The sequence below is a fragment of the Marinobacter halotolerans genome, assembly GCF_008795985.1.
GTDB lineage: Bacteria > Pseudomonadota > Gammaproteobacteria > Pseudomonadales > Oleiphilaceae > Marinobacter > Marinobacter halotolerans.
Genome location: NZ_VMHP01000001.1, coordinates 104,627 through 130,859 on the forward strand (window position 1 = coordinate 104,627; position 26,233 = coordinate 130,859).

General features: G+C 54.8%; 21 protein-coding genes and 1 tRNA gene. 6 read left to right on the forward strand and 16 right to left on the reverse strand.

Annotated elements, in window-relative coordinates:
- Positions 1 to 158 precede the first annotated feature (158 nt).
- Positions 159 to 1,325: a GGDEF domain-containing protein gene (locus tag FPL19_RS00455; RefSeq protein ID WP_150909566.1), complete on the forward strand. Its 1,167-nt coding sequence runs from the start codon at positions 159 to 161 to the stop codon at positions 1,323 to 1,325.
- 49 nt (positions 1,326 to 1,374) lie between these two features.
- On the forward strand, positions 1,375 to 2,391 hold the full coding sequence (locus FPL19_RS00460; RefSeq protein ID WP_150909568.1) for an AraC family transcriptional regulator: 1,017 nt from the start codon (positions 1,375 to 1,377) through the stop codon (positions 2,389 to 2,391).
- A gap of 12 nt (positions 2,392 to 2,403) precedes the next feature.
- On the opposite strand, the gene FPL19_RS00465 is transcribed toward FPL19_RS00460, so the two are convergent.
- A complete protein-coding gene (locus FPL19_RS00465; protein WP_150909570.1) occupies positions 2,404 to 3,258 on the reverse strand; it encodes a tetratricopeptide repeat protein in 855 nt (284 codons plus the stop codon).
- Positions 3,259 to 3,261: 3 nt separating this feature from the next.
- Positions 3,262 to 4,668 carry a DNA recombination protein RmuC gene (rmuC, locus tag FPL19_RS00470; protein WP_404802807.1) on the reverse strand — a complete coding sequence of 469 codons (1,407 nt, stop codon included), beginning with the start codon at positions 4,666 to 4,668 and terminating at the stop codon, positions 3,262 to 3,264.
- 346 nt (positions 4,669 to 5,014) lie between these two features.
- Here rmuC and FPL19_RS00475 point away from each other — a divergent pair, with 346 nt between their 5' ends.
- Positions 5,015 to 5,347: a hypothetical protein gene (locus FPL19_RS00475; protein ID WP_150909572.1), complete on the forward strand. Its 333-nt coding sequence runs from the start codon at positions 5,015 to 5,017 to the stop codon at positions 5,345 to 5,347.
- A gap of 88 nt (positions 5,348 to 5,435) precedes the next feature.
- On the opposite strand, the gene FPL19_RS00480 is transcribed toward FPL19_RS00475, so the two are convergent.
- Together FPL19_RS00480 and FPL19_RS00485 are read right to left on the reverse strand one after the other, a co-directional pair.
- Positions 5,436 to 7,025 carry a BCCT family transporter gene (locus FPL19_RS00480; RefSeq protein ID WP_150909574.1) on the reverse strand — a complete coding sequence of 530 codons (1,590 nt, stop codon included), beginning with the start codon at positions 7,023 to 7,025 and terminating at the stop codon, positions 5,436 to 5,438.
- A gap of 215 nt (positions 7,026 to 7,240) precedes the next feature.
- Positions 7,241 to 8,833: a BCCT family transporter gene (locus FPL19_RS00485; RefSeq protein ID WP_150909576.1), complete on the reverse strand. Its 1,593-nt coding sequence runs from the start codon at positions 8,831 to 8,833 to the stop codon at positions 7,241 to 7,243.
- Between the two features lie 211 nt (positions 8,834 to 9,044).
- Between FPL19_RS00485 and FPL19_RS00490 the strand changes: the two genes are divergently transcribed.
- Complete coding sequence (locus tag FPL19_RS00490) at positions 9,045 to 10,688, forward strand: FMN-binding glutamate synthase family protein (RefSeq protein ID WP_150909578.1); 1,644 nt, start codon at positions 9,045 to 9,047, stop codon at positions 10,686 to 10,688.
- 112 nt (positions 10,689 to 10,800) lie between these two features.
- A tRNA-Pro gene (locus FPL19_RS00495) sits at positions 10,801 to 10,877 on the forward strand.
- 170 nt (positions 10,878 to 11,047) lie between these two features.
- On the opposite strand, the gene FPL19_RS00500 is transcribed toward FPL19_RS00495, so the two are convergent.
- The gene (locus FPL19_RS00500) at positions 11,048 to 11,827 is read right to left on the reverse strand and encodes an EAL domain-containing protein (protein ID WP_191965191.1); all 780 of its coding nucleotides are present in this window, start codon (positions 11,825 to 11,827) and stop codon (positions 11,048 to 11,050) included.
- 181 nt (positions 11,828 to 12,008) lie between these two features.
- Here FPL19_RS00500 and FPL19_RS00505 point away from each other — a divergent pair, with 181 nt between their 5' ends.
- Positions 12,009 to 12,419, forward strand: a complete 411-nt coding sequence (locus tag FPL19_RS00505) for a helix-turn-helix domain-containing protein (RefSeq protein WP_150909582.1) — start codon at positions 12,009 to 12,011, stop codon at positions 12,417 to 12,419.
- 73 nt (positions 12,420 to 12,492) lie between these two features.
- Here the strand turns inward: FPL19_RS00505 and FPL19_RS00510 are convergent, their stop codons facing one another.
- The 11 genes from FPL19_RS00510 to FPL19_RS00560 form a co-directional block, all read right to left on the reverse strand.
- A complete protein-coding gene (locus tag FPL19_RS00510) occupies positions 12,493 to 12,858 on the reverse strand; it encodes a MerR family transcriptional regulator (protein WP_150909584.1) in 366 nt (121 codons plus the stop codon).
- Positions 12,839 to 13,141 carry an integration host factor subunit alpha gene (gene ihfA, locus FPL19_RS00515; protein WP_007151838.1) on the reverse strand — a complete coding sequence of 101 codons (303 nt, stop codon included), beginning with the start codon at positions 13,139 to 13,141 and terminating at the stop codon, positions 12,839 to 12,841. Before ihfA ends, FPL19_RS00510 begins: the two co-directional genes overlap by 20 nt.
- Positions 13,142 to 13,144: 3 nt before the next feature.
- Complete coding sequence (gene pheT / locus FPL19_RS00520) at positions 13,145 to 15,517, reverse strand: phenylalanine--tRNA ligase subunit beta (protein WP_150909586.1); 2,373 nt, start codon at positions 15,515 to 15,517, stop codon at positions 13,145 to 13,147.
- Between the two features lie 55 nt (positions 15,518 to 15,572).
- Positions 15,573 to 16,571, reverse strand: coding sequence for a phenylalanine--tRNA ligase subunit alpha (pheS, locus tag FPL19_RS00525; RefSeq protein ID WP_150909588.1), 999 nt, complete (start codon positions 16,569 to 16,571; stop codon positions 15,573 to 15,575).
- Between the two features lie 134 nt (positions 16,572 to 16,705).
- Entirely contained in the window at positions 16,706 to 17,059 is a 354-nt protein-coding gene (rplT, locus tag FPL19_RS00530) for a 50S ribosomal protein L20 (protein WP_135802535.1), read from the reverse strand.
- A gap of 50 nt (positions 17,060 to 17,109) precedes the next feature.
- The gene (rpmI, locus tag FPL19_RS00535; RefSeq protein WP_150909590.1) at positions 17,110 to 17,301 is read right to left on the reverse strand and encodes a 50S ribosomal protein L35; all 192 of its coding nucleotides are present in this window, start codon (positions 17,299 to 17,301) and stop codon (positions 17,110 to 17,112) included.
- Between the two features lie 39 nt (positions 17,302 to 17,340).
- A complete protein-coding gene (infC, locus tag FPL19_RS00540; RefSeq protein ID WP_150909592.1) occupies positions 17,341 to 17,883 on the reverse strand; it encodes a translation initiation factor IF-3 in 543 nt (180 codons plus the stop codon).
- Positions 17,880 to 19,805: a threonine--tRNA ligase gene (thrS, locus tag FPL19_RS00545; RefSeq protein ID WP_150909594.1), complete on the reverse strand. Its 1,926-nt coding sequence runs from the start codon at positions 19,803 to 19,805 to the stop codon at positions 17,880 to 17,882. Before thrS ends, infC begins: the two co-directional genes overlap by 4 nt.
- 168 nt (positions 19,806 to 19,973) lie before the next feature.
- A complete protein-coding gene (locus FPL19_RS00550) occupies positions 19,974 to 22,580 on the reverse strand; it encodes a TRAP transporter permease (RefSeq protein ID WP_150909597.1) in 2,607 nt (868 codons plus the stop codon).
- A gap of 81 nt (positions 22,581 to 22,661) precedes the next feature.
- The gene (locus FPL19_RS00555; RefSeq protein ID WP_150909599.1) at positions 22,662 to 23,645 is read right to left on the reverse strand and encodes a TAXI family TRAP transporter solute-binding subunit; all 984 of its coding nucleotides are present in this window, start codon (positions 23,643 to 23,645) and stop codon (positions 22,662 to 22,664) included.
- Positions 23,646 to 23,827: 182 nt separating this feature from the next.
- Positions 23,828 to 26,212, reverse strand: a complete 2,385-nt coding sequence (locus FPL19_RS00560; protein WP_150909601.1) for an efflux RND transporter permease subunit — start codon at positions 26,210 to 26,212, stop codon at positions 23,828 to 23,830.
- Positions 26,213 to 26,233 lie beyond the last annotated feature (21 nt).

The following is a 26,233-nucleotide window of genomic DNA, read 5'->3' on the forward strand; positions in this document are numbered from 1 at the left end:
AGCAAAGACCAACCGCCGCATCCGTCAAACCCACTGGCTTTTTCTTCCAATATTGCTGTGTTCACCGAAAAATTAACAAATGAGGCTAGGTTCATTTCATCTACAATGGCATGATTGGTCACTAAGATGGATTTTGATCACAACAATAATTGCTGCCCATGACTGCACTGAAAATTGAGAAAACCGGTGAACAAGCGGGAAAACCCGAAAACCCTGAACACGAAAGCCTGAGGGACCAGGGGCTGCGCAAACGCCGCCTTGCTATGTCCTTCGCGTCCTACATGGTGACCTTCAGTATTGTTATCTACTGCTGGTTGCAAAACATGATTCCCTTCCGGGTGGTGACGGAGTTTCTGGCGGCCAGCCTGCTGATCAACGGTACCTTCTGGTACCTCATCCACACCGGACGCAACCTCAGGTTCCGGGACCCGAGCATGACGTCTGCACAGATGATTGTGTCCCTGATTCCAGCGCTCTGGGTGATGGCCTTTCTGGAGGCCGGCCAGGCCCGGGCCATTTTCCTGCTAATTGCCATCGTGCCCATGCTGTTTGGCATTCTGGCCCTCTCCAAGCGCCAGTTTCTGTTCGTGGGGCTCTGGTTCTGCGGGCTTTACGCTCTGCTGATATTGGGGCTCTGGGCATACCGCCCGACGGTTCTTGATGGCGAGCTGGAGATTTTGCAGGCGGTCGCTTTTCTGCTGGTGATGGCGGAAATCACCTTCATTGGCGGGTTTATCAGCGGTCTGCGGGGCAAGCTGCGCCAGCGCAACCGGGAACTGGGCGAAGCCATGGAACAGATCCGGGAGCTGGTAAACGTGGATTCATTGACCGGAGTCTATAATCGGAGGCGACTGTTTGAGGTCATCCGTGAGGAATCCAGTCGTTACAGCCGATCCCCCGGCTCCTTTTCCATTTGCCTGATGGATATTGATCATTTCAAGCTTGTGAACGATACCCATGGACACCAGGCAGGCGACGCCATCCTTAAGGCAGTTGCCAGCTGCGTGGCCGGTGACCTCCGAACCATCGACTGCTTTGGCCGTTACGGCGGCGAGGAGTTTCTGATGGTACTGCCGCAGACTCCGCTGGAGGGGGCGAAGATCAAGGCGGAACGGGTGCGAGAAAAAGTCGCTTCCCTCAAGTTTCCTGACATAGGGGACAATTTCAGGGTAACGGTCTCCATTGGTGTTGCCGAGTACCACAACGACGAATCCACCGACGATACTCTGCAAAGAGCCGATAAGGCACTTTATCGCGCCAAAGACGCCGGCCGTGACCGGGTGGAGCTTGCCCAACAAGAAGTCCCGGCCGAACAGTTGCAATGACGCCAAGGCCTTTTATGATGGAGTTCGTTTCACCACCCTGAAGGACACTATGTCGGAACTTACGGTCTCCAGGCACTTTGTTGAAGCCGCCCTGACCGGCGCGCAGAAAAAAGGCTTCGATATCGACGCCCTTCTGCTGAGCGCCGGCATTTCACCGGACCTTCTGAAAATCGAGATGGCGCGGGTCAGCAGCAGCCAGTACAGCCGGTTGCTCCAGAACATCTGGAATGTGATGGAAGACGAGTTCATGGGCCTGGGCCCGCGTCGCTGCCGCACCGGCACCTTCGCCACCATGTGCGCGCTGATCATTGATTGCCCGAATCTGGAAGCGGTTTACCGCCAGGCTTTTGACTTCTGCCGGCTGTTCGAGCCCATGGTAGGCATGCAGTTGGAGCAGCATGGCGACGAGGTAAAGCTGGTGACGGTGATCGAAGGTGAAATCGACGATCCTCTGCATTTTTTCCAGGAGAGCATCCTGGTGATCTGGCATCGGCTGGGGAGCTGGCTGGTTGGCCAGCCGGTAGAACTGGTACGCGCCGAGTTCAGCTATCCGGAACCAGCTCATGGCGACGAATACCGGCACATTTTTCATTGCCCCCTGGCATTCAATTGCAGCAAAACCGCACTCACCTTCAGCAAGCGGTTCCTGGACGCGCCGGTCATCAGGGACAAACCGGAAATGCGACAATTCCTGAAAACATCGCCCGCTGACCTTTTATCCCGGCCGGATGAGAGCAATACCTACACCGGGCGCATACGGGCGCTGATAGGGCGGGATTTCTCCCGATCGCTGCCGGACTTCGAATGGATCGCGGCGGAGCTGAACACCAGCCCGCAAACGCTCAGACGGCGGCTCAAACAGGAAAATACTTCCTTCCAGGAGATCAAGGATCTGCTCCGCCGGGATATGGCCATCTATTACCTGGCTCGTCCGGACCTGGCCATCAATGATATTGCCTTCAAGGTGGGCTTTACCGAGCCGTCCACTTTCCACCGGGCCTTCAAAAAGTGGACGGGGGTGACGCCCGGCGCCTACCGCGAGGGTGAACGCGGTGGGCCGGGCTAGCTGGCGTGCGGTCTAGTTCTGGTTTTGCATGGTGCGGATCAACTGCCCAAGCGTGCGGGCGATCTCGCTGACCACGCCCTGGTTTTCCGCCAGGCGCATCATCCGCGAGCCATCCCTTGGATCATAGATCCAGCAGGCGGAAGCGGCGGGTTCGCAGTCCCAGTCGACGCTCGGGTTAACCCCGAAAACATTCAGGGATTCGGTGGTGCGAAGAATGCGGCCATCGCCCTCCCGACGGGCCTCCTGAATATTCAGGGAACCGTTCATGCGGTTTACTTCATAGACCACATCTGCCGGGCGATCCAGACGCCGGATGCGCTCATCGGGACGCCAGCCAGCGTTATCGAGCAGCGCGTTCAGATGCATCACAAGGGCCTCGGCGTCGGAATCAGCCAGGTAAAGCTCACGCAGTTTTTGCAGAGATTCTTCCCCTGCCGGCTCAATGATTGCAACCTGCTCGGAGTTACTGTTACCACTACCCTGGCTACCGGCCTGATTGTTCTGACGGGCCTTTTCCACTTGGGTGATCATGGTCAGTGCGTCGGTGTAATGCTCGCCCTCGGCACCGGCTTTGGATACATACCCTTCCAGCGCTGATTTGGCCTCGTTCAGGAAGCCGGATTCAAGCATGACGCGGCCACGGTAATACAGATAGTTTGCAGGTTTCTCCGCTTCCATCTGCTGCAGTCGGTTCAGATACTCGCTGGCTTCGCCCCAGTTGTTCGCCTCAACGGCGGCCTCGGTCGCCAGCATCAGCCGCTGCATTTCATGTTCGGGTTCCAGGGCTGACGCGCTGCCGGAAAACAGCATGGCGGCGATGACACAACTTGCAACGACATTGCAGACTACTCGGACTGTTCTCAGCATATTTCACTCCTGCTGGTTATCACCGACAGCGTCATCAGTGCGCGATGAACCAACGTCATCCCCGCCTTCCGCATCTACTTCGGCCTGATCCTGAATGCCCTTGGGCAGTTCTTTTTTAACACGAACCCCCAGCTCAACAAAGCGGTTGGCCTGGGATATAAGATTGCCACGCCCCCTTGTCAGGGTGTTCATGGCGTTATCGTACGAGCCCTGGGCGGTCTGTAACTGGCCGCCCAGCTTCTCCATTGCTTCCACAAACACCCGCAGTTTGTCATAAACCGCGCCCGCTCTGTCTGCAATCCGCCGCGCATTCTGGCTCTGCCTCTCATAACGCCAGATGTTCTCAACGGTTCTGAGGGTGGCCAGCAGCGTGGACGGTGTTACTACAATAATCTTTCTCTCGAACGCTTCCGCAAACAGGTTCTCGTCTTGCTGAAATGCTGCCACAAATGCCGGCTCAATGGGCATAAACAGGAAAACAAAGTCCGGGGAGTGCAACCCGTGCAACTGGCTATAATCCTTTTCACTGAGCCCGCGGATATGGCTGCGAACCGCTTCGATATGTTGTTTCAGAGCTTCCGCCCTGGCAGCGTCGTCTTCCTCATTGGCAAACTGCTGATAAGCGACCAGTGACACCTTGGAATCGATCACCAGGTTGCGACTGTCCGGCAGGTGCACCACCACATCCGGGCGAAGCAGGTTATTGTTCTCGTCGCGATAGCTGCCCTGGGTGTCGTATTCAATACCCTTTCGCAGGCCAGAGCGCTCCAGCACGCGCTCAAGAATCACCTCGCCCCAATTGCCCTGAATCTTCTTGTCACCCTTTAGGGCCCGGGTCAGGTTAGACGCCTCTTCGGTGATCTGTTTATTCAACTCCTGCAGGGATTTGATCTCGCTTCTCAGCGCCTGGCGATCCCGGGTTTCCGTGGTGTAGACGTCCTCAACCCGCTTGCGGAAGTCCTGAAGCTGATCGCGGAAGGGGTTCAGCAGGGTATCCAGGCTGGTTCGGGTCTGCTGGCTGAAGCGTTCGCTCTTCTGCTCAAAGATCTTGTTGGCCAGGTTTTCGAATTCCTGTTTGAGCGCATCGCGGTTGCGCTCGAGAAGCTCAAGCTTTTCAGTGGTCGCCCGGCGTTCTTTATCCAGCGTCACTTCCTGCTCCCGCAGGGTCATTCTGGCGTCGGAGAGTTCCCGGGCGATGCCGTCGGCTCTTTGCTGCTGGGACGCTCTCTCCTCCTCGAGCTCCTGAACCTTCTGCTGCTGGCCCCGGTTTTCCGATTCCAGGCTGGCGATCCGATTTTCAAAGCTGGTAGCCCGGCCCCGCCAGTGCTCCCTGTCGGTCTCTGCCTGCTCCCGCAGCGACCTCTGCTCGGCCATAGCGGCCTCGGCCTGATCGTTGCGCTGCCTATCCATGGCGCGAGCATGTTCAAGCTCGGTGATCTGAGCTGACAGCACCTCTTGGGCCCGGCGCGTTCTCACGTAAGCAATGGTCAGAATTACGACAGACAGAAGAAGCAGAGCAAGAACAACTGACACGGACGGCTCATGCTGGAGAAAATCACTTAACGGCTCCGGCACCGGGAACTCCTTGTAAAAAGATGTGAATGTCGGCCTGCATCAACAGTTTATCGCAAATTAAACGGGACTGTTTGGCAAAATCCTGCCCGGCAAACATCCGCCTATGGACTCTGTTCGTAATATCAACTAAAACATGCTTACAGAACACATCGGACCGCCAACCGGGCACGAGACAGGAAAGATGCTGAAAGAGCTCTGGAAAAGACTGGGATCGGAATTTTCGCTGGAGGAATCCCCGCGCATCCTGCCTCACATGACGCACACGGGTGAGTTTCATCTGGAACGTCTGACAACCCTGGTAGAATCACGCTACGGCAAAACTTTTACCGAGCGCGGAGATGAATCCGTTCGTGAGCTGATCAATTTTGCGTCTCGAATACAGGATCAGGACATCCAGAGAGAGCTGTTGCTGTTTTATCTGAACTGTTCCCCTTTTATTCAGGAGTATCTGCGCTCGGAGCAGGTTCTGGACGGTAACCACTTCATCTCAAGAAACTCGTCTGATCCGAAGTGATTCTCCCGTTTTTTCATCCAATCTACGCAAAGGGCCCCTCAATGAGGGGCCCTTTGCTTTTGCCTGAACGTTTTCGTGCTGGTTGCCGTTACATCTTGCCTTCGGCAATCAGCAGTCCGCGTTCATGATGCAGGCCCTTGAACAGGCTGTAGCACATCGCCAGGAGCACCAGTGTAAAGGGCAGCCCTACGCTCACTGCGCCAGCCTGCAAGGCATTCAGCGCCTGGTCGCCGCCCACATACAGCAATACACCCGCAATCGCGCCCTCGGTGACAGCCCAGAAAACCCGCTGCGCCTTCGGCGCATCAATTTTGCCGCCAGAGGTAATGCTATCAATCACCAGCGAGCCGGAATCCGATGAGGTTACGAAGAACACCAGTACCAGCACAATGGCAATGAATGAGGTAATCGAAGCCAACGGCAGATTCTCAAGCATCTGGAACATCGCCAAAGACGTGTCGGTAATGCCCTGAGAGGCCAGTGCACCGATATCATTCTGGATCTGATCAATGCCACTTCCACCAAAGGCACTCATCCAGAGGACGGTGATCAGCGTCGGAATAATCAGTACAGCCGTCACAAATTCACGCACCGTACGGCCTTTGGATACACGAGCGATAAACATGCCAACGAACGGTGACCAGGAAATCCACCAGGCCCAGTAAAATACCGTCCAGCCGTGGAACCAGGTGGAATCTTCACGACCGAATGGATTGCTCAGTGCAAACATATTGCTGGCGTAGGACGCCGTCGTTTCCCAGACCCAGGAAAAAATCGACGACGTTGAGCCGACGACCAGAACAAACAACAGCAACAGTGCTGCCAGGCTCATATTGATGTTACTCAGCAGCTTTACGCCGCCTTCGATACCACGGACAACCGAAATGGTTGCCACGGCCGTAACGCCAGTGATGACCGCAATCTGAACATTCAGGCCACCTTGTATATCAAAGAGGTAGCTCAGTCCCGAAGCCGCCTGCTGTGCACCAAAGCCAAGTGAGGTGGCGAGACCAAAGATGGTCGCCAGTACGGCCACCACGTCGATCACGTTGCCGGGCCAGCCCCACACCCTGTCACCCAGGATCGGGAAAAAGGCCGACCGGATGGTCAGCGGCAGGCCCTTGTTGTAGGTAAAGAATGCCAGGGAAAGACCCACAATGGCATAGATCGCCCAGGGGTGAAGACCCCAGTGGTACATGGTTGCGCCCATCGCAAGCTTCGCGCCTTCAGGGGTATTGGGCTCTACGCCCAGCGGTGTGCCATACCAATCGGTGTAGTAGGCAGCGGGCTCCGCCACAGACCAGAACAACAGACCGATACCCATACCGGCTGCAAACAGCATGGCGAACCAGGAAAGCAGGGAAAACTCGGGCTTGGCGTCCACGCCGCCAATCCGGATCTTGCTAACTGGCATGAAAATCAGCGCCAGGCAGAAAAGGACAAACAGGTTTGCGCTGAGCAAAAAGCCCCAGTCAAACACTGCGATCGCGCCATTCTTCGCCCCGGTCAATAATTCACCAGCACCCTCCGGATAGAGGAGAGTTCCAATGACAAAGGCAATGATTAACAGCGCGGTGAGGGGAAATACAATGTTGTGCATATCAAAACCGAACTTGGCGACATTGTCCTGCCCCACCACGTAATCGGTATGATATTCATCTTTGACGACGTTACCCACGTTGGGAGTCTCCTTTGTGTTGTAAGGAAATTCGCAAAATTTCAGGTTTGATCGTTACAGTCCGTACATATTATTGCTTTGAGCTAAAAACATCAAAGTGGCGCTTAGTTACGCAACTATTTAAAGAGTAGACCAGATTCTTTTATACCCATAAAACAGAAGGGCCCCTGCTGGCGGGACCCCTCTTGTTTTCTGACTTTCAAACTGCGTTGCCGCTACATTTTGCCTTCGGCAATTAACAGTCTGCGCTCATGGTGAAGCCCTTTGAACAAGCTGTAACACATGGCCAGCAGCACAAACGTAAAGGGCAGCCCCACACTGACCGAGCCGGCCTGCAAGGCATTCAGCGCATTGTCACCGCCGACGAACAACAGCACACCGGCAATGGCACCCTCACTGACCGCCCAGAAAACACGCTGTGTTTTCGGCGCATCAATCTTGCCGCCGGAGGTAATGCTGTCAATAACCAGTGAACCGGAATCCGATGAGGTCACGAAGAACACCAACACCAGTACAATCGCAATGAATGAGGTAATCGAAGCCAACGGCAGGTTTTCCAGCATCTGGAACATGGCCAGAGAGGTATCGGTGATGCCCTGGGAAGCCAGTGCACCGACATCATTCTGGATCTGCTCAAGGCCACTACCACCAAAGGTGCTCATCCAGACGACGGTGATCAGAGTCGGGATAATCAGTACGGCCGTCACAAATTCACGCACGGTACGGCCCTTGGAGACGCGGGCGATGAACATACCGACGAACGGTGACCAGGAAATCCACCAGGCCCAGTAGAACACGGTCCAACCGTGGAACCAGGTAGTATCCTCTTCCCTGCCAAACGGATTGCTGAGGGCAAACATATTGGTGGTATAGGAAACGGTAGTTTCCCAGACCCACTGGAAAATCGACAGAGTTGAACCGACAAACAGTACGAACACCAGCAACAGGGCGGCAAGCACCATGTTGATATTACTCAACAGCTTTACGCCACCATCGATCCCGCGAATAACGGATACGGTCGCAACAGCCGTGACGCCAACAATGACCGCAATCTGAATGTTCAGGCTTGGCTCAACATCGAAGAGGTAACTGAACCCTGACGCCGCCTGCTGTGCACCGAAGCCAAGGGACGTGGCCAGACCAAAGATGGTCGCCAGTACCGCCACGATGTCGATGACATTGCCAGGCCAGCCCCAGACCCTGTCACCCAGGATCGGGAAAAAGGCCGACCGTATGGTCAGCGGCAGGCCTTTGTTGTAGGTAAAGAACGCCAAAGAAAGACCGACGATCGCGTAGATCGCCCAGGGATGAAGGCCCCAGTGGTACATTGTGGCGCCCATGGCGAGCTTCGCGCCCTCTGGGGTGTTGGCTGCAACACCCAGCGGTGTGCCGTACCAATCGGTGTAATAGGCGGCCGGTTCGGCCACAGACCAGAACATCAGACCGATGCCCATACCCGCTGCGAACAGCATGGCAAACCATGAGAGCAGGGAAAATTCGGGCTTGGCGTCCACGCCGCCAATCCGGATCTTACCAACAGGCATGAAGATCAGCGCAAGACTGAAAAGCACGAACAGGTTTGCACTGAGCAAGAAGCCCCAGTCAAAAATAGCGATCGCGCCATTCTTTGCCCCGGCCAGCAGCTCTCCTGCGCCTTCCGGAAAAATAAGCGTTCCGACGACAAACGCTATGATTAGCAGCGCAGTGAACGGGAAGACAATGTTGTGCATATCAAAGCCGAACTTGGCGACATTGTCCTGCCCTACCACGTAATCGGTATGATATTCATCTTTGACGGCGTTACCCACGTTGGGAGCCTCCTTTCTGATGTAAGGAAATTCGTACAGTTGTTTAGTTTCAAACGTTACGAGCTGTACATCTTATTGGTTTGAGCTCAAAACATCAAAACGACGCTATACTGCCTATCGATTCCGCAGCTATTTTCAGAATAGACCAAATTCTTCAGTGGAGCAGAAGTCGCCGCCACAGCCGACACTGCTTCACTCGGCCGAGGTATTCATGGCGAAGACGACAACCTTCCCTTTCCGCTACACCGCATTTGCATTGAGTATTGCCGGGCTACTGACCACCCTGCCCCTGAGCCTGTACCTCAGAGACTGGTACCTGCTACCGGTCATTTTTGCCGCGCTGACGCTTGTAGGCACCTGGGATGTGCTGCAGAACAAGCACACGGTCAGCCGGCTTTATCCGATTCTGGCTCACTTTCGCTACTTTTTTGAGTCCATCGGGCCGGAAATACGCCAGTACTTCATTGAGTCCGACACCGAGGAGCGGCCGTTCTCGCGAGAGCAGCGCGCGATTGTATACCAGCGCGCCAAAAACGTTCTGGACAAGCGTCCTTTTGGCTCCCAACTGGGCATGTATGACGAGGGCTTCGAGTGGATCAACCACTCGATGCGCCCTGCCGACATTAAAGATAGCGACTTTCGTATTGAGATCGGCAAGCACTGCGCAAAGCCCTACAAGGCCAGCGTTTTCAACATTTCAGCCATGAGCTTTGGCTCACTGTCTTCCAACGCCATTCTCAGCCTGAACCGTGGCGCAAAACTGGGCAGTTTCTACCATGACACCGGCGAGGGCTCGATTTCCCGCTACCACCGTGAGCCCGGAGGCGATCTGGTCTGGGAAATCGGTTCCGGCTACTTCGGCTGCAGACATAAAGACGGCACCTTCAATGAAGATATGTTCCGCAAAAACGCAACGCTCGATCAGGTAAAGATGATAGAGCTCAAACTATCTCAGGGAGCCAAGCCCGGCCATGGCGGCATTCTTCCCGGTGAAAAAGTCACTCCGGAAATTGCCGAGGCCCGGGGCGTTGAAGTCGGCAAGGATGTCGTCTCGCCCGCCAGGCATTCAGCCTTTTCGACGCCCGTGGAAATGCTGGAATTTATTGACCGGTTGCGCGACCTGTCCGGCGGCAAGCCGGTGGGCTTCAAGCTGGCAATTGGCCATCCCTGGGAGTGGTTTGCCATCGTCAAGGCCATGCTGGAAACCGGAAGAAAGCCCGACTTCATCGTAGTGGACGGAGGCGAAGGCGGAACCGGGGCCGCGCCCCTGGAGTTCATCAACCGAATCGGCGTACCCATGACCGAAGCGTTACTACTGGTGCATAACACGCTGGTGGGCACCAATCTGCGGGAGGACATCGCCATCGGCGCGGCCGGCAAAATCACCTCCGCATTCAACATTGCCCGCACCCTCGCCCTGGGGGCGGACTGGTGCAACGCGGCACGGGGCTACATGTTTGCACTGGGATGCATACAGTCCCTCAGTTGCCACACCGGCAAGTGCCCCAGCGGTGTTGCCACACAGGACCCCAGGCGCAGCAACAAGCTGGACGTTCAGGACAAGAGCCAGCGGGTCTATAACTTCCACAAGAACACTCTGGACGCGCTCAGCAATCTGCTGGCTGCTTCCGGCCTGCGGCATCCTTCAGAGCTTGGGCCAGAACATATCCTCCGTAGAAGCTCGAAAACCGAAATTCACTCCTACCTGGAGCTGTTTCCATTTCTGGAGCCCGGAGCCCTCCTCAAAGGGAAAACCGGCACCCGTGTCTATGACACCTACTGGCCCGAAGCCCGGAGTGACAGCTTTGACCCACCCGAGTTTATCCGGGAACTGAGAGAAACAAAATTGCGCTAGAAATCACTGGGGAAATGGCCCTGTGATGTTTATTTTTAAGAAAGCCTGGTGTAGACTTCGCTTCCGCTAAGCCACTGAGATTTCTCTCAAGTTTCTCGTTGGCAAAGCAATTCGGGGCGTGGCGCAGCTTGGTAGCGCACTTGCATGGGGTGCAAGGGGTCGTAGGTTCAAATCCTACCGTCCCGACCAGATTGAAAACAAAGGCCCGGTGTCGAAAGACCCGGGCTTTTTTATGGCTGAAATCAGCGTCTGCCTCTCGGGAAACCTTTTTTCAACGTTGCTGAAGGGTAGCTTTGTGCGCACAGGGAATATTCGAACGAGTATGGGGGGCGCTGGAACCGCCGAGGAATCGGGTTCGCTCAGCCTTTTTCAGTGCCACTGGAGTCTGTGAGATAGGACGTCAACTCTTCCGGGGAGAAACAACTGCCGGCCATGGCACCCTGAAACCACACCCCTTCCAGCTTTCTGATCAGCGCCAGCTGCTGTTCGGTATCCACCCCATTAAGTACGATCTGTTTGTTCAGCTTCTCCGCTAGCGCAACAAGCCCCAACAGATATCGCCATTTTACATCCGATTCCAACGCGCTATTGGCAACCAGCCGGTTACAGCCGATAAATCCAACGTGGGGGCTCGAGAGGATTTCGAAATGCGGTCCGTCTGCCAGAAAGCAGTCAACAGAGATTCCGAAACCAGCATTCGAAAGATCCTGGATAAGAGCAGGAACTTCGCTGTTGTAGAGGTAATCTGTTTCATGCAAATGGAAAACAATGTGCTCCGGACCGATTTTATGGTCTTTGGCAAGATCCGAAACCCAATCGACAAAAAATTCGCTGAGGCCAGTTTCAAGACTCAGGGGCAATCCGATCAGAAAGCCGACGTCTTCTCTCAAAAAAGTCGCAGACCACTGGTAAAAAAACTCAATCGCCTGGGCGTCGAGTGCCTTCTCTGCATCGACGCGCTGTGAATGCTCGGTGTGTCCGAACAGATGACCGTCCATCCGGTCGTTTGCACTCCTGCCCCGAAACCCCTCAAGTTCTGGTATTACCTGCAATTCAACCAGGCCCCCCGACTGAGCAGAACAGATCGGCTGAAACAGGAACTTTCTTCCGCGGCTATCTTTATTATTATTTATGTCCAATACTGGCTCCGTTATAAATGGAAATATTGCACCAAAAGCATGACATTGAGCTTGATACAGGAATCATAACCATAATAAGTGCACTTCACGCATTATAAAAGCAGATTTTTATGCGTATGTTGCAGCTTTGTTTAAGCGCTATTTTCCAAGTACCATTTAGTTTTTTTTGACAAGGGCAAGTATGAGCTTAGGCCAAGCTTTAAGGCAGTTGAGAAAACAAAAAGGCTTCACGCTTGCGGAACTTGCTCAAAGGACCGACTCCTATGTCGGCAACCTGAGCCGTATCGAGAGAGATATTTCGCGTCCCAGTCTTGACCTTCTCTACCGGATTTCCGAATCTCTGAACTTCAGCCTTGCAGAAGTCTTTTCAATTTCCGAATTGGATAACAGGGCGCAGAATCCGGATCAGATTGCGCTGAACACGATATTTATATCGTTATTGGAAAAAGACAGGGATTTGCTGGTTGCTTTCGCAAAATTGCTTCGGGAACGTGCAGGCAGTTCACCGGAAGAAATCATGATAGAGTCCGGGCACATTCCTTCGGAGTCCAGGGAGGAAATTGATTCCGAGTCGAAACGTTCCTGGAAATAACAGAGCCCATAAAAAAACCGAAGTTTAACCTCCGGTTTTTTCATCAAGAGCTGGGTTATTTCAAGCCCGGCATCTATTTTACCGGTGTATTCAGCACATCCAGCACTTCCTCAAGTTCGGTAATCATCTGACGTATCAGTTGCTTGTACTGCGAGGTATCGTCTTTAACCTCATGACTGCTCAGTTTCTGCTTGGCGCCACCGATGGTATAGCCCTGATCATACAACAGGCTACGGATCTGACGGATGGTAATTACATCCGCGCGCTGATAGTAGCGACGGTTACCACGGCGCTTGACCGGTGACAGCTGCGGGAATTCCTGCTCCCAATACCGCAAGACATGCGCCTTCACCGCACAGAGGTCAGCGACCTCGCCGATGGTGAAATAACGCTTGCCCGGTATTGTGGGCAGTTCGTTGTTATGACTGGGTTCCAGCATACGCTTCTACTTTTTGTTTCAGTTTCTGACCTGGGCGAAACGTAACGACGCGCCGTGCACTAATTGGAATTTCTTCGCCGGTTTTGGGATTTCTTCCCGGCCGCTGTTTCTTGTCACGCAGATCAAAGTTACCGAAACCCGACAGTTTCACCTGCTCGTTGTGACTCAGGGCACCCCTGATCTCATCGAAAAAAGCTTCGACCATTTCCTTGGCCTCACGTTTATTAAGACCCAATTCCTCGTACAAACGCTCTGCCATTTCCGCTTTCGTCAAGGCCGCCATTGATCAACTCCTCAGTGTTGCCCCAAGCTCCTCTTTCAGTGCATCGATAACACCACTGAAGAGCGTGTGCACTTCTTCCTCATTTAAGGTGCGCTCAGGATGCTGCCAGAACAGGCTGAGGGCGAGGCTACGATTGCCTTCCCCAAGGCTCTCGCCTTCATAGACATCAAACGCACGCAATGCTGTCAGGTTCTCGCCGGCATGCTTTTTGGCAACACGCTCGACGTCAGAAAACCCGGTGTCGCTTCCAATAATGATAGCCAAATCACGCCGAACTTCCGGGAATTTCGAAATATCTTTGAAATTAGGCACATAACCGGAAACAATCGAATTCAAGAATAGCTCAAACATCAGGATCGTGCCATTAAGTTCAAGCTTTTTCTGAACTTGCGGGTGCAAGGTTCCCAACCAGCCCACGTGCTCGCCGTCTCTCAGCAGTTCCGCGGTCTGCCCTGGATGAAGCGCCGGGTGTTGGCCTGCGGCAAAGTCCACTTCAATGCCCAGCAACCGGAACAGACCCTCCAACTCCCCTTTTACATCAAAGAAGTCGGCCATTCTGCGACCGTTCGCCCAGTTTTCGGGCAACTGGTTGCCAACCACCACGCCGGCCAGCATTGGCTGCTGATCAATCCTGTCGCCATCCTTGCGAAATTTCAGGCCGGTTTCGAATAGCCGGATGCGTGGCTGCTGACGGTTCTGGTTATAACTGACCGTTTTCAGCAGACCACTCCAGAGACTGGTCCGCATCACGGACAGGTCCGAGGAAATCGGATTGGCCAGGGCAATTCCCTGATCTTCAGGGTTCACCAGTGACTGGACTTTGGGGTCAACAAAGCTGTAGGTAATCGCTTCGTGGTAGCCGCAATCAACAAAATAATTCTGGATGGCAGACACCGGGCGGATGGCTTCCGCCTGAGGTCGGAGACCAAGCGAACCTGTTGGTTCGGTCACCGGCAGATTGTTGTATCCGTAGATGCGCCCGATTTCTTCAATCAGGTCTTCCTCGATGCTCACATCCGGACGGAAGCTGGGCACATGAACCCGCCAGCCATTTTTCAAAAGCTTGTCGATATGAAAACCCAGGCGGGTCAGGATTTCCTCGACCGTGGTCCGGTCAATTTGGAGCCCCAGAACTTCCGCAACCCGCGATTCCCGAAGATCAACCGTGCGATCGTCCGGTAGATCATTCTTGCTGGCCACTTCCACCACTTCGCCGGGTTCGCCGCCCACAATCTCCATCAGCAACGATGTCGCCCGTTCCATGGCATCACGGGCGAGCTTGTAGTCTACTCCCCGCTCAAAGCGATGGGAGGCGTCTGTGTGCAGGCTGTACTGCCGGGCCTTGCCGGCCAGAGTAATCGGATCGAAATAGGCTGCTTCCAGCACCAGATCACGTGTCTTCTGGCTCACACCGGAATGCTCCCCGCCCATGACACCAGCAATAGCGATCGGCTTGGCATGGTCCGCAATAATCAAGGTGTCAGAAGTCAGCTCAACTTCCTGACCATCCAGAAGAATCAGTTTTTCGTTGGCTTCGGCCATTCTGACCAAAATACCGCCGCTGATCTCTGACCGGTCAAAGGCGTGCATGGGCTGACCAAGCTCAAGCATCACGTAGTTGGTGACATCCACGGCAGCGTCGATGGAGCGGACACCGCAACGGCGCAGCTTTTCCTGCATCCAGAGCGGGGCCGGCACGCTCAGATCGACGTTTCTGAGGATGCGCCCCAGATAACGGGGACAACCCTCGGGTGCCCTTACGGCGATATCCGGCACGTCTGAATGCACCGCTTCAATCTCTGTGATTTCAGGCCCTTCAACCACCAGGCTGTTGAGAACACCCACTTCCCGGGCGATACCCTTGATCGACAGACAGTCACTGCGGTTGGGGGTCAGGTCCACGTCGATGGTAACATCGTTCAGACCAAGGAACTTGTCCAGAGGCTGGCCCACGGGTGCGTTCGCCGGCAGCTCCATCAACCCCTCGTGATTCTCCGACAGCCCCAACTCGGACTCGGAACACAGCATGCCTTCCGAGGGCTGACCACGAAGCTTGGCCTTCTTGATCTTGAAATCACCGGGCAGGACGGCGCCGACAACCGCAAAGGGCACTTTCATACCGTCCCGGACGTTCGGAGCGCCACAGACCACCTGAACTTCACTGGCGCCGTCACTCACCTGGCAGACCCTGAGCTTGTCGGCATCCGGATGGGGTGCCACGGAGAGTACCTCGCCCACGACAATGCCACTGAACTTGCCGGCCACAGGCTCAAAGCCGTCCACTTCCAGACCGGCCATGGTGATCTGGTCCATCAATGCCTGGGTGTCGATTGCCGGATTGACCCACTCGCGGAGCCACTGTTCACTGAATTTCATGGTATCTGCCTTGTACTGGAGCTTTTGCTATTGGATTCTTGTTCTGCGGCCGGCTTTACCGGAACTGGCGCAAGAACCGGAGATCATTCTCGAAGAACATGCGCAGGTCGTTCACGCCATAGCGGAGCATTGCAAGACGCTCAACGCCGAGGCCGAACGCAAATCCACGGTATTCCTCGGAGTCGATTCCGCAGTGTTCGAACACTTTCGGGTGGACCATGCCGCACCCCATGACTTCCAGCCATTTGATACTGCCGTCTTCTTCACGACCCCACTCGATATCCACTTCAGCAGAAGGCTCGGTGAACGGAAAATAGGACGGGCGAAACCGAACTTCCAGATCCCGCTCGAAAAATACTCGCAGGAATTCTTCCACGGTGCTTTTCAGATCGGCAAAGCTGACATTTTTTTCCACCAGCAAACCCTCTACCTGGTGGAACATGGGCGTATGGGTCATATCGGAATCACAGCGATAGACCCGGCCCGGGCAGATCATGCGGAAAGGCGGCTTGCCCGCTTCCATGGTACGGATCTGAACCGGCGAAGTATGGGTGCGAAGCAAGGTACCCGGGTTGAAATAGAAGGTGTCGTGCATGGCACGAGCGGGATGGTGGCCGGGAATATTGAGGGCTTCGAAGTTGTGATAATCGTCTTCGATTTCCGGACCCTGTTCCACGGTATAGCCGGCCTTGCCGAAGAACTGCTCGATACGCTGCAGTGTGCGGGTCACAGGGTGAAGCCCACCCAGATCCTGACCGCGACCCGGCAGCGTTACGTCAATGGATTCCCCGGCCAGTTTCTGTTCAATGGCCTTGCGTTCAAGGTCGTCCCGGCGGGCGTTGATCGCCTGCTCTACCTGTCCCTTGGCTTCATTGATTTTCTGGCCAGCGGCCGGACGCTCCTCGGCGGAAAGCTTGCCCAGGGTTTTGGCCTGCTGGGTAATCACGCCCTTCTTGCCCAGGTACTCAACGCGGATCTGGTCCAGCGCCTTCAGATCGTCCGCTTGCTCAACCGATTTCAGGCCGTCCTGAACGAGTTGATCCAGGTTTTCCATTGCCCCTGCTCCAATCCAGAAATGGAATGCTCCAAACAAAAATAGGGGAAGAGCGTGCCCTTCCCCTATCAGAAAGCGCCTTCATAACCAGGAGGCGCTTGAATCGATCACAGATCGATGAAAGAGCTAAGCAATCACAGGGATGCTTTGGCCGTTTCAACAACAGCGGAAAACGCCTGCTGCTCGTTCATGGCCAGATCGGCCAGAACCTTGCGATCGATTTCTACGTTAGCCTTCTTGAGACCAGCAATCAGACGGCTGTAAGACAGACCGTTGGCGCGGGCGCCGGCATTGATACGGGCGATCCACAGGGCGCGGAAAGCGCGCTTACGGTTGCGACGGTCGCGATACGCATACTGACCGGCTTTGATAACCGCCTGTTTGGCTACACGATAAACGCGGCTACGCGCTCCGTAATAACCTTTGGCCTGATTCATGATCTTTTTGTGACGACGACGTGCTACCACGCCACGTTTTACACGAGCCATACTTTAATCCTTCTACCTTTATACCTTGACAGGAATGGTTAGCGGCTGAATCAGCACGCTGTCATACGCTTGATGGAAGCCACGTCAGACTTGGCGATCAGCTTGGTACCGCGGAGCTGACGCTTACGCTTGGGGCTCTTCTTGGTCAAGATATGACTGGTGAAGGACTGCTTGTGCTTGAAGCCGTTGGCGGTTTTTTTGAACCGCTTGGTGGCCCCGCTTTTGGTTTTCATCTTGGACATTTTTTAAAACTCCGCATTCTGTTTTTAGTGAAATCAGTCTTACTTCTTCTTGCGGGGCGCCACTACCATGGTCATCTGGCGGCCTTCCATTTTCGGCCGCTGTTCTACCTGGGCAAGCTCTTCAATATCCGTTTCAATCCGGTTCATGAGTTTCATACCGATTTCCTGGTGTGCCATCTCACGTCCACGGAAGCGGATAGTAATTTTGCCGCGGTCCCCGTTTTCAAGGAAACGTACCAGGTTGCGTAGTTTGACCTGATAATCCCCTTCTTCAGTTCCTGGACGGAACTTAAGCTCTTTGACCTGCGTCTGCTTCTGCTTTTTCTTGGCAGCCGCTTTGGCCTTCTTCTCATCGAAGATTTTCTTACCGTAGTCCATTATCTTACAGACGATCGGATCGGAATCCGTAACCTGAACCAGGTCAAGAGACGCTTCTTCTGCCTGCTTGATTGCATCTTCGATCGACACTACGCCGACCTGGTTGCCCTCTGCGTCAATAAGCCGGACTTCAGTTGCGTCAATATTCTCGTTGATTGGCGCTTTTGGTGCACGTCCCCGATTCGCTCGCTGTTTAATAATCAGATCTCCGTTTTAGTTCTGCCTTTGCGTTCGATTTCGTCAGCCATCAGCTGCTCAAACGCGTCCAGCGATAAAGTGCCCATGTCTTCGCCTTTACGGGTTCTCACCGAAACGGCGTTGTTCTCGACCTCTTGATCACCGACAACAACAAGAAAGGGCACTTTGTTAATAGTGTGCTCGCGGATTTTAAAGCCGATCTTCTCGTTTCTCAAGTCAGCATTAACCCTATACCCCAGAGAATCCCACTTTTTTGCGAGATTCTGGCAATAATCCCGCTGATTGTCGGTAATATTCATCACCGCAATCTGTGTGGGTGCCAGCCAGGTGGGGAATGCCCCTTCATATTCTTCGATCAGAATACCGATAAAGCGCTCGAATGAGCCCAGTACGGCGCGATGAAGCATAACCGGTGTTTTCCGCTCGGAGTTATCCGCAACGTATTGGGCGCCAAGACGCCCGGGCATCGAAAAGTCGACCTGGATGGTACCACACTGCCATACCCGACCGATGCAGTCCTTCAAGGAAAATTCGATCTTGGGGCCGTAGAACGCACCCTCCCCCGGCAGCAGCTCCCAATCCACGCCCTCGCGATTCAGCGCCTGCTCCAGTGCCGCCTCGGATTTGTCCCAGACTTCATCGGAACCGACCCGCTTTTCCGGGCGGGTGGACAGCTTGTAAAGAATCTGGTCAAAGCCGAAGTCAGTGTAGATCTCGTGAAGCATGCCGATAAACGCCGACACTTCCTTCTGGATCGCGTTTTCCTCGCAGAAGATATGAGCATCGTCCTGGGTAAATCCGCGAACCCGCATCAGCCCGTGAAGCGCACCGGATGCCTCATTGCGGTGACAGGAACCGAACTCCGCCAGCCGCAGGGGCAGGTCCTTGTAGCTTTTCAGACCCTGGTTGAACACCTGCACGTGGCAGGGGCAGTTCATGGGCTTGATGGCGTAGTCATGTTTCTCGGACTCGGTGGTGAACATGTCGTCCTTGAACTTGTCCCAGTGCCCGGACTTTTCCCAGAGCGCACGGGACACCACTTGTGGCGTCTTGATTTCTTTGTAGCCGTACTCATGCTGCTTCTGGCGCATGTACTGCTCAACTTCCTGATACAGCGACCAGCCGTCCGGGTGCCAGAACACCATGCCCGGAGCCTCTTCCTGCATGTGGAACAGGTTCAGCTTCTTGCCGATCTTGCGGTGGTCGCGCTTTTCCGCCTCTTCCAGACGATGCAGATAGGCCTTCAGGTCCTTCTTGTTGCCCCAGGCGGTGCCGTACACCCGCTGTAGCTGTTCATTGCTGGTATCACCGCGCCAGTAGGCGCCGGCCACCTTAGTCAGCTTGAAGGCTTTTAGCTTGCCGGTGCTAGGCACGTGGGGGCCGCGGCACAGGTCGATAAAATCGCCCTGCCGGTAGAAGGACAAATCTTCATCACCGGGAATATCTTCAATGATGCGGACTTTATATTCTTCGCCCATCTCATCGAACAGTTTGATGGCTTCGTCACGGGACATCACCGAACGGGATACCGGAAGATCCTGCTTTGCCAGTTCTTCCATGCGTTTCTCGATCCGGCTCAGGTCTTCGTTGGTAAACGGACGATCGTATTTGAAATCGTAATAGAAGCCGTTATCAATCACCGGGCCGATGGTTACCTGGGCACCGGGGAACAGCTCCTGAACGGCCATGGCCATCAGGTGAGCGGTCGAGTGGCGGATGACATCCACACCCTCTTCATCACGCTCGGTAATAATGGCGAGATCCGCGTCTTCTTCAATGGGAAAACTGGTATCCACGAGTGTTCCATTCACCCGGCCTGCAATTGCGGCTTTCGCAAGACCTGCGCCGATGTCGGCGGCAACGTCATGAACGGTTACGGATTCGGAAAAACTGCGATGGCTGCCATCAGGCAGAGTAACGACTGGCATAATTGTCTCCTGTTTGACTCAGAGGTGATCCCTACCAAAGACCACGTGTGGTCGGCTCTCCGTGATACAGACCACGGGCCGATTTGCGGAGGAGTCTACCAGAAAAAAGCCCGGCGGGTTAACGCCGGGCCGGGTTTCGGGGAAGGTTTCGAGAACGGTTTGATGAATTCAGGTCACGCTGGCCTCTTCCGGCGTTCGTCGCCGGAGCTGTCCGAAAGCAACAAGCCCAAGCAACAGCAGCGCCGGTATGAACATCAGTTCTTTCGGTGGACGCTCGTTTTCCACTCGAACCGCATCAATGGTCCAGCCAAAGCTTATACCCGCATTCTCCGCCGGGCTCCCGAAGCCCACAAAGTCGACCACCATTTTGCCATCACTTTCTGAAAGCTCCAGCCCGGCTTCTGCCAGCCGGGCTTCCGGGGTTTCCGCCGCTGGTAACGGCAATTTCAGATAGGTGGAGACCTCATCGCCTGCGAGGGACATACCGGACGCCTTGATGACGATCGGGGCACCCGGCGGCACCGTCTCCACGTGCTCTTCAATTGCGGTACCTGGCAGGTCCTGCGTGGCCGGGTACACCATGTCCCACCAGTAACCCGGGCGGAAAAGCGTAAAGGTAATCAGCAACAGGAGCGCCGATTCCCATTTATAGCTCTTGGTGAACCAGTAGCCCTGGGTAGCCGCGGAGAACACCAGCATGGCGGTGACCGCGCTCACAACGGTGACCAGCAGATCGAACCACCCGGTCAGATCAATCAGCAATAACTGAGTATTGAAGATAAACATGAACGGGAGAATCGCCGTGCGGATGTCGTACGTGAAGCCCTGGACACCGGTCTTTATCGGGTCTGCTCCTGATATGGCGGCGGCGGCATAAGCCGCCAGCCCCACGGGCGGCGTATCATCCGCCAGTATCCCGAAGTAGAAGACAAACAGGTGCACCGCAATCAACGGAACCAGCAGCCCGTTCTGGGCCCCCAGGGTGACGATGACCGGCGCCATCAGAGTGGACACCACAATATAGTTTGCCGTGGTAGGCAGCCCCATGCCCAGAATCAGACTGATGAGTGCCGTGAATATAAGCATCAACAGCAGGTTGCCGCCGGAAATAAATTCAACAAACTGGGTCATAACCAGCCCGATACCGGTCAGAGTAACCGTGCCTACGACAATACCGGCCGTAGCCGTTGCTACACCAATACCGACCATGTTCCGTGCGCCGGTGACCAGTGAATGCACCAGGTCATTAAAGCCCTGTACAGTGCGCTGCAGCAGATTGCCATGCCGGCGAAAAGCGGCTTTCAGCGGCCTCTGGGTCACCACAATAAAAATCATGAATATGGTTGCCCAGAAAGCGGACAGTTGCGGCGAAAAGCGCTCGACCGTCAGACACCAGACCAGCACCACCACCGGCAGCAGGAAATAGAGCCCGGTTTTTACCGTCGGCCCTACTTCCGGCAACTTATCCATAGAAGAATCAGGGTCGTCTTCCTCAAGATCCGGAAAGCGGGTGGCATAGCCGACCAGCCCTATATAGGCCAGCAGAAGCAGCGGCCCCAGCACCCATATGGCGGCTTCACCAAAGAGATCCTTGGTCCAGCCAATACCATAGTAGACCGCAAGAGTGAGGACGCTCAGCCCCAGCAGAATCACCACCCAGTTGAGCATACGCTGGGCAAGAGTGGGACGATTGAGCCGTTCAATGCCCTTCATCTTCAGCTTGCAGGCTTCCAGGTGCACGATGTAAATGAGCGCCACGTAGGAAATCATGGCAGGCAGAATGGCGTGTTTGATCACCTCCAGGTAGGAGATGCCGACATACTCCACCATCAGGAAAGCCGCGGCGCCCATGATGGGCGGCGTCAGCTGCCCGTTGGTGGAAGCTGCCACTTCAACCGCACCGGCTTTTGTTGCCGGAAAGCCCACCCGTTTCATGAGCGGAATGGTAAAGGTGCCGGTTGTCACCACATTGGCAATGGACGAACCGGAGATAACCCCGCTCAGGCCGCTGGATACCACGGCGGCCTTGGCCGGGCCCCCTCGCATGTGGCCAAGCATGGCGTAAGCCACCTGGATGAAGTAGTTGCCCGCACCGGCACGTTCCAGAAGCGCCCCGAACAGGACAAACAGAAACACAAAACTGGTGGACACACCCAGGGCCACACCGAAAACCCCTTCGGTACCCAGCCACATGTGGGACGCCAGCTTGTTCAGACTGGCCCCACCGTGGGAAATCACGTCCGGCATGTAAGGGCCGGCCACTGCATAGATAATAAAAATACCCGCCACAATGGTCAGTGGCAAACCCAGCGCTCGCCGGGTGGCTTCCAGCAAAAGCACCAGACCACAGAGCGCCACCACAATATCCTGGGTAATGGGCGCACCCGGCCGCTCGGCCAGCTCTTCGTAGAAAAAGAAAAGATACGAGGCGGTAAAAGCCGCCGCAAGCGCCAGCACCCAGTCGTATATGGGAACATGGTTAACATGCCTGCCCCGAATCATGGGATAGGCTGAAAACGCCAGAAAAGCGGCAAACGCAAGATGGATGGATCGGGTTTCCGTGGAATTGAAAATCCCTATCTCAAGGATGTAGGGGAGCGGTGATGCAATCCACAGCTGGAACAAAGACCAGCACAAAGGCACGATGAACAGTACAACCGCAGCTGGCCCCGTAGCAGCCCTCCCCCCGGTCTCTGTCTGAAGAACTTGTTTGATCTTGTCGCGGTCCACATCGCGGCCCACGCCAGCCCCTTCATTGGGTTCGCTACTGGTCATAGCTTATTCCTGGGAAGTAACGGAGGGAAAACAGCGGGATGGGCCTCTGGCCCACCCCGCATTTCATCGGATCTTGAACTGTCAGTCGACCAGACCCACTTCTTTATAGTACTTCTTCGCCCCAGGATGGAGCGGTGCGCTGAGCGCGTTGCTGACCATTTCCTCTTTTTCCAGGTTGGCAAAGGCAGGATGCAGGCGCTTGAAGCTGTCGAAGTTTTCAAACACAGCCTTGACTACCTGATACACAACCTCTTCGGAAACGTCGGTCGAAGACACCAGGGTTGCCGCCACACCGAAGGTGGTTACATCCTCATCGCTTCCACGATACATGCCGCCCGGAATGGTGGCTTCACGATAGTACGGGTTCTCGTTAATCAACCTTTCCGTGGCCGCATTGTCGACGTTCACCAGCACACTGTCGCAGGAGGTGGTGGCTTCTTTGATTGCACCGGACGGGTGACCGACCGTGTAGAAGAACGCGTCGATGTTGCCATCACACAGCGCCTGGGACTGCTCCGCCGCTTTCAGCTCGGCAGGCAAGGCAAACTTGTCCATGGTCCAGCCCATTTCCTCCATCAGAACCTCGGCTGTGGCGCGCTGTCCAGAACCCGGGTTGCCCACGGAAACGCGCTTGCCAGCCAGATCCTCGAACGTCTTGATGCCGGACCCTTTGCTTGCAACCACGGTGAAAGGCTCGGGATGCAGCGAGAATACCGCTCGCAAATCCTTGTTAGCGCCATCTTCCTTGAACTGACTGGTGCCGTTGTAGGCATGGAACTGCCAGTCGGACTGGGCGACAGCCAGGTCAAGCTCACCCTGGCGAATGGCGTTCAGGTTGTATACGGAACCGCCGGTACTCTCGACCGAACAACGAATTCCATGCTCCTTGCGGTCCATATTGACCAGTCGGCAGATTGCACCACCGGCGGGATAGTACACGCCCGTCACGCCACCCGTTCCGATGGTGACAAACTGCTGTTCCTGAGCATTTACCGAGGCAGTCGTTGCCCCGAAACTGACGGCGGCGGCTACCGCAATGGCGGAAAATTTCTGTTTAAGTGCCATGACTCTTCCCTTTTCCTGGTTGTTTTATTCTCTACTGAAAAGAATACCTCTGAGGTATCAACATCCATGTTAAAACATAGCCCACTTCCGGGCAGAAATAAAGCCTGCAAGGAACCGGCAACCACCTGATATAAAAAAGAAAAGCCCGCAAAGCGGGCTTTTCTTACTCAGACTTTAGTCGGCTATTTTGCGGCGCGAGCCTTCGCGACCATACGGTCCGGACGCAGCAGGAACCGCGCCAGTGCCGGCAACAGCCAGATTGATCCAACCATGTTCCAGATGAACATGAAGAACAACAGCAGCCCCATGTCCGCCTGGAATTTGATCGGTGAGAATATCCAGGTCACGACACCAATGCCCAGCGTGATACCGGTAAAGATTACGGCTTTGCCAGTCGATCTCAGGGTCTCGAAATACGCGTCCTGAAGCGTTCTGCCCTCAAGCAGGTATTTCTCGAGCTTGCTGTAGATATAGATGCCATAGTCGACACCAATACCGACGCCCAGGGCGATGACCGGCAGAGTGGCAACTTTGATACCGATACCCGAGACCGCCATGATCGCCTCGGCCAGAATCGACGTCAGCCCAAGCGGAATCAGGATACACAACACGGCCCGTACTGACCTGAAGGTCGCCAGGCACAGCAGAGCCACCACGCCATAGACGAAGGCAAGCATCACGTTCTTGGCGCTGGAAATGACCTCGTTGGTGGCTGCTTCCACACCCGCGTTACCGGCGGCAAGCAAGAAGGTGAATTCGTCAGTGTTGTTGTTGCTGGCGAACTCCTCCACACGCTCGGTAACCGTCTCAAGTGTCTCCGCCTTGTGGTCCTCCAGGAATACCAGTACCGGCGTCAGATCGCAGTTCACGTTGATCAGCCCGGCAGGCGCCTGCCGGATTGAGGCGTTGATGATGGTCTGGTTGCGGGAAATCTCATACCACTTCCAGTTACCTTCGTTAAGCGCCTTGGTAACAATCTTGGACACGTCAGCCAGCGACGCCGAAGACTGCACACCCGGAGTGTTCTCAAGCTCCCACTGCAGCGAATCCATCGCCCGCAGAACATTGTACTGGGTGCACTGCTCTTCCTCGGTCTTGACCATCACCACCAGAACATCCGCACTGGTAGAGTAGTTGTCGATGATGAACGCATTGTCCTTATTGTACCTGGAATCCTTGCGCAGCTCGGGTGCGCCCTGATCCAGGTCGCCAACCTTCAGGTCCTGCTTATAGTACAAACCGAGGCCAAGACCGATGACCGCAATCAGCAGCGAAATCGGTGCGACACCGGGATGCGCGAAGTAGGACATGACGCGCCATTTGCGATCATTCTTCTCGTCATGATTCTGGACGTGCCGGATACCGCCTTTGGATATACCGACATAAGACATGATGAGGACATGCAACACGAGGTTGGTCAGGATAACAAACGCAACACCGATACCTGCAGCTACAGCCAGATCACGGATCACGTCAATTTCAATGAAAATCAGCGTCAGGAAACCAAAGGCGTCCGATACCAGCGCCAGCATGCCGGGAATGTACAGCGCACGAAACGCGAGTCGTGCGGCTGTGACCTTATCAAACCCTTTCGACGCCTCCACAGCCATGGCGTTAACAATCTGAACCCCGTGACTGATGCCGATGGCAAATACCAGGAAGGGAACAAGCACAGAATACGGATCAAGCCCGTAGCCCAACAAACGCAGCGTTCCCAGCTGAAGAAAGACGGCTACGATAGACGTGAACACTGGCACCAGGGTTCCGGTCACGGAACGGGAGTAACCAAACAGCAGCAACGTGGTCAGCAGAATGGTGATGCCCGCAAAGTAGGCAATCGAACCAATGCCCTCGATAAGGTCACCGACCTTCTTGGCAAAACCGACAATATGGATATCGATATTGGGGTTCTGGGCCTCGTACTTCTGGCGGATTTTCTCTTCAAGCTGACGGGAGAACTCGCCATAGTTCAACGCTTCGCCGGTTTCCGGGTTCTTCTCGTAAAGCGGCGCGTAGACGATGGTGGACTTGAAGTTGTCAGCCACCAGGCGACCAACCTCGTTGGATCTCAGCACGTTCTGGCGAAGCTGCTCAAGGCTTTCACGGGAACCGTCGTAGTTATCCGGAATAACCGTGCCACCCTGGAAGCCCTGCTCGGTTACCTCGACCCAGCGAACATTCGACGTCCAAAGGGATTTGAGGCCAGAGCGGTCAACGCCATTGAGATAGAACACCTCATCGGTGATCTGCTTGAGCGTCTCCATGTATTCCTGGGTGAAAATGTCACCTTCCTCGACTTCCACCGCTATACGGACGAAGTTGCCAAGGTTGGCGAGACTTTCTCGGTGCTCAAGCATGTTTACGATGTACGGATGCTCAAGCGGAATCATTCGCTCAAAACTGGCATCCGGCTGAATCTTTACGGCGTTATAGCCCAGAAACAGTGTCAGGATGAGAAAAGCAATCAGGATAATCGCCCGATTGTTGAAAATCAGCCGTTCCAGAAACGGTTCGGCCTTCGGCGTCGTGATGTAATGTTCGCCCTTATCATGCTTCGGGTTGGACATTCAAAAGCCCCTCTAAAATTC

Excerpts from the sequence above, each read along its gene's own strand:
- thrS (WP_150909594.1), bottom strand. The coding sequence starts at position 19,805 with ATGCCAGTCGTTACTCTGCCTGATGGCAGCCATCGCAGTTTTTCCGAA.
- FPL19_RS00475 (WP_150909572.1), top strand. The coding sequence starts at position 5,015 with ATGCTGAAAGAGCTCTGGAAAAGACTGGGATCGGAATTTTCGCTGGAG.
- FPL19_RS00490 (WP_150909578.1), top strand. The coding sequence starts at position 9,045 with ATGGCGAAGACGACAACCTTCCCTTTCCGCTACACCGCATTTGCATTG.
- FPL19_RS00550 (WP_150909597.1), bottom strand. The coding sequence starts at position 22,580 with ATGACCAGTAGCGAACCCAATGAAGGGGCTGGCGTGGGCCGCGATGTG.
- FPL19_RS00460 (WP_150909568.1), top strand. The coding sequence starts at position 1,375 with ATGTCGGAACTTACGGTCTCCAGGCACTTTGTTGAAGCCGCCCTGACC.
- pheS (WP_150909588.1), bottom strand. The coding sequence starts at position 16,571 with ATGGAAAACCTGGATCAACTCGTTCAGGACGGCCTGAAATCGGTTGAG.
- FPL19_RS00455 (WP_150909566.1), top strand. The coding sequence starts at position 159 with ATGACTGCACTGAAAATTGAGAAAACCGGTGAACAAGCGGGAAAACCC.
- pheT (WP_150909586.1), bottom strand. The coding sequence starts at position 15,517 with ATGAAATTCAGTGAACAGTGGCTCCGCGAGTGGGTCAATCCGGCAATC.
- ihfA (WP_007151838.1), bottom strand. The coding sequence starts at position 13,141 with ATGGCGGCCTTGACGAAAGCGGAAATGGCAGAGCGTTTGTACGAGGAA.
- FPL19_RS00560 (WP_150909601.1), bottom strand. The coding sequence starts at position 26,212 with ATGTCCAACCCGAAGCATGATAAGGGCGAACATTACATCACGACGCCG.
- FPL19_RS00510 (WP_150909584.1), bottom strand. The coding sequence starts at position 12,858 with ATGCTGGAACCCAGTCATAACAACGAACTGCCCACAATACCGGGCAAG.
- rplT (WP_135802535.1), bottom strand. The coding sequence starts at position 17,059 with ATGGCTCGTGTAAAACGTGGCGTGGTAGCACGTCGTCGTCACAAAAAG.
- FPL19_RS00555 (WP_150909599.1), bottom strand. The coding sequence starts at position 23,645 with ATGGCACTTAAACAGAAATTTTCCGCCATTGCGGTAGCCGCCGCCGTC.
- rpmI (WP_150909590.1), bottom strand. The coding sequence starts at position 17,301 with ATGTCCAAGATGAAAACCAAAAGCGGGGCCACCAAGCGGTTCAAAAAA.
- FPL19_RS00465 (WP_150909570.1), bottom strand. The coding sequence starts at position 3,258 with ATGCTGAGAACAGTCCGAGTAGTCTGCAATGTCGTTGCAAGTTGTGTC.
- FPL19_RS00505 (WP_150909582.1), top strand. The coding sequence starts at position 12,009 with ATGAGCTTAGGCCAAGCTTTAAGGCAGTTGAGAAAACAAAAAGGCTTC.
- rmuC (WP_404802807.1), bottom strand. The coding sequence starts at position 4,668 with ATGGATAGGCAGCGCAACGATCAGGCCGAGGCCGCTATGGCCGAGCAG.